The 3128-nt window shown below is 48.2% G+C and carries 5 protein-coding genes; 2 read left to right on the plus strand and 3 right to left on the minus strand.

Annotation, left to right across the window (positions count from 1 at the left end):
- Window positions 1-89 precede the first annotated feature (89 nt).
- The 3 genes from rpmG to radC all read right to left on the minus strand — a co-directional run bounded on the left by rpmG (window position 90) and on the right by radC (window position 1262).
- Window positions 90-245 (minus strand): 50S ribosomal protein L33, encoded by a 156-nt coding sequence (gene rpmG / locus ABUL11_RS11140; RefSeq protein ID WP_011112034.1) that lies wholly within the window; start codon window positions 243-245, stop codon window positions 90-92.
- A gap of 37 nt (window positions 246-282) precedes the next feature.
- A complete protein-coding gene (gene rpmB / locus ABUL11_RS11145; RefSeq protein ID WP_350283924.1) occupies window positions 283-519 on the minus strand; it encodes a 50S ribosomal protein L28 in 237 nt (78 codons plus the stop codon).
- Between the two features lie 68 nt (window positions 520-587).
- Window positions 588-1262 (minus strand): RadC family protein, encoded by a 675-nt coding sequence (radC, locus tag ABUL11_RS11150; RefSeq protein WP_350283925.1) that lies wholly within the window; start codon window positions 1260-1262, stop codon window positions 588-590.
- A gap of 148 nt (window positions 1263-1410) precedes the next feature.
- Between radC and coaBC the strand changes: the two genes are divergently transcribed.
- Together coaBC and dut are read left to right on the plus strand one after the other, a co-directional pair.
- On the plus strand, window positions 1411-2640 hold the full coding sequence (coaBC, locus tag ABUL11_RS11155; protein WP_350283926.1) for a bifunctional phosphopantothenoylcysteine decarboxylase/phosphopantothenate--cysteine ligase CoaBC: 1230 nt from the start codon (window positions 1411-1413) through the stop codon (window positions 2638-2640).
- The gene (gene dut / locus ABUL11_RS11160) at window positions 2627-3076 is read left to right on the plus strand and encodes a dUTP diphosphatase (protein WP_350283927.1); all 450 of its coding nucleotides are present in this window, start codon (window positions 2627-2629) and stop codon (window positions 3074-3076) included. The genes coaBC and dut overlap by 14 nt, the downstream gene beginning before the upstream one ends.
- The last annotated feature ends 52 nt before the right edge of the window (window positions 3077-3128 follow it).

The following is a 3128-nucleotide window of genomic DNA, read 5'->3' on the forward strand; positions in this document are numbered from 1 at the left end:
GCCTATGCAGGCATTCATCGCCGCACTGATCTTCGCTACGGTCAATCTCCAACCCACTCGCGACTGAAAACAGAATTATTCAGAGCGGACTATTTAAGCTTTGTTTCTTTGTAGGTTACATGTTTTCTTGCTACCGGATCAAATTTCTTGATTTCCAGTTTCTCCGGGTTGGCACGTTTATTTTTGGTCGTAGTATAAAAATGACCTGTTCCTGCTGAGGATTCCAGCTTTATTTTCTCACGCATAAATATACCTTTCTCTGTTCGTTTTGCAGAGCGCTAATCAGACACGCTCTCCACGTGCGCGCATGTCGGCAATTACTGAATCAATACCATTTTTATCAACGGTACGCAACGCAGCATTGGTCAGACGCAAACGTATCCAGCGACTTTCGCTTTCCAGCCAGAAGCGGCGTGATTGAAGGTTTGGCAGAAAGCGGCGTTTGGTTTTATTGTTGGCATGAGAGACATTATGGCCACTCATGGGACGCTTCCCCGTGACTTGACATACACGCGCCATGTTACATAACTCCTGTGATTAAAATACCGAAGCCCAACATAATAGCTTGTATGGATATGTTTTTCAATTCAAATCAGGCCACGTTCCGCAAATGATACGACTTCGCTGCTGCCGATGACAAAATGATCGAGTACCTTCACGTCCACCAGTGCCAGCGCCTGTTTGAGAGATTGAGTCAATATCTCATCTGCTCTGCTGGGCTCGGCGATGCCGGAAGGATGGTTGTGCGCAAAAATCATAGCCGCTGCGTTGTGATAGAGGGCACGTTTGACAACTTCACGCGGATAAACGCTGGCTTGTGTCAATGTGCCACTAAATAATTCTTCAGTAACGATCGTCCGATGTCTGGCATCCAGGAAAATACCGACAAAAACTTCGCATGGTTTTCCTTTCAGGCTCAGGCAAAGATAGTTACGTACGGATTGTGGGGAATCCATGATGTCGCCATTCTTGAGCTCTTCCGCTAATGCACGTCTTGCCATTTCTATGACTGCCTGCAGTTGCGCAAATTTTGCTGGCCCCATTCCAGGCTGTTCGCTGAATTCATGTAAACCCGCAGCACATAATCTTGTCAGACTGCCGAAATGAGTCAGCAGCTTGCGAGCCAGCTCGACGGCACTGACTCCGGTAATACCGGTACGCAGAAAAATAGCCAGTAATTCCGCATCTGAAAGGGCAGCGGCACCTTTCTCGATCAGTTTCTCCCGTGGGCGTTCAGCTGCTGGCCAGTCAGAAATTGCCATGTTTGCATGAATCCTGTAAAAGTGAATACGTTTAACTTCGGTAATGTGTGTGGAACGGTCATTTCAGCTAAAAATGAATGGCTATTTTATTTTTTTCACTGCTATACGTATTTAAATTATTGAATATAAATAATTTTTATTGTTTGATATGATTCAGGTTAATTCACTTACGGGAAAACGCCTGTTGCTGGGTATAACAGGTGGTATTGCCGCCTACAAGGCAGCGGAACTGGTCCGACTTCTTATGCAGGAAGGGGCTGAAGTACAGGTTGTGATGACTGAATCTGCCTGCCGGTTCATCGGTACAGCAACGTTGCAGGGGCTTACGGGCAGGCAGGTATTTACTGAACTTTGGGATACCGGTGTGTTGAACGGTATGGCGCATATCAATCTTTCCCGGGAGGCAGATGCGCTTCTGATCGCACCTGCAAGCGCTGATTTTATTGCCAAGATCGCGCATGGCCTGGCAGATGATTTACTGTCTACGCTTTGCCTGGCACGAAATTGTCCTCTGCTGATAGCACCTGCCATGAATGTACAGATGTGGAAAAATGTTGCTACCCAGCGTAATGTTGCTACTTTACGGCAGGATGGTATGACAGTGCTTGGACCTGGTAGTGGCTATCAGGCCTGTGGAGAAACCGGGGCGGGACGTATGCTCGAACCGGAAGATTTACTGGACAGGGTCCGCAGTTTTTTTCAGCCAAAATATCTTGAAGATAAACAGATACTGATTACGGCAGGCCCGACTTTTGAAGCATTGGATGCAGTCAGAGGGCTCACCAACCCGAGTTCCGGGAAAACAGGTATGGCAATTGCGCAGGCAGCACTTGAAGCCGGTGCGCGGGTGACTCTGGTATGCGGGCCGGTTTGCCCGCCTTTTCCGGCAGTCGACAAACTGATCCGTATCATCAGTGCCAGTGAAATGTTTACTGCCGTAAAATCAGAAGTGGAGAGTCATGATATTTTTATCAGCGTTGCAGCCGTTGCGGATTATCGTCCGGCTGAATGCCACTCTTCCAAGCTCAAAAAAACAGCAGCAGAGATAACACTGACCCTGGTACCCAACCCGGACATTCTGCAATATGTCGCCAATCTGCCTAATCCTCCGTTTTGTGTGGGGTTTGCAGCGGAAACGGAGGCAGTCGAACAATATGCAGCAGAGAAAAGGAAAAGGAAGAAATTGCCGCTGATCGTTGCTAACGATGCTGTTGAAACCATCGGTTCAAACGAGAGTTCCCTGATTTTGCTGGATGACGAAGGGGCACACTATTTGCCAAAGGCTGACAAGAATATACAAGCCCGGCTGGTCATGGTGCATATTGCCCGTCTCTATAATAAACATAAGGGATGTACTCATCATAATGAAACAAGTTGATATCAAACTGCTCGATCCGCGCCTGCAAGATGTTTTTCCAGGCTATGCCACACCGGGCTCGGCCGGCCTCGATTTGCGTGCCTGCATCGATAAAAGAATGGAAATCCATCCGGGGGAAACGCTTTTGATCCCATCGGGCATTGCCATTCATCTGGCTGATCCCGGTTTTGCCGCAATCGTTCTACCCCGTTCCGGCTTGGGGCATAAGCATGGAATCGTGCTGGGTAATCTCGTGGGGCTGATCGATTCAGATTATCAGGGGCAAATCCTAGTTTCGTGCTGGAATCGAGGTCAGGCTGAATTTACGCTCGATCCGATGGAGCGGATTGCACAACTGGTTATTGTTCCGGTGGTACAAGCCAGTTTCAATGTGGTGGACAGTTTTCAGCAGAGCCAGCGAGGAGAGCAGGGATTCGGAAGTACCGGTAAATGTTGAGACTCTGTTTTGCCGTATTGGTAATGGCCAGCAGTTTGTCGAATACAGTTAA

The sequence above is a fragment of the Nitrosomonas sp. genome (assembly GCF_040256045.1).
Taxonomy (GTDB): domain Bacteria; phylum Pseudomonadota; class Gammaproteobacteria; order Burkholderiales; family Nitrosomonadaceae; genus Nitrosomonas.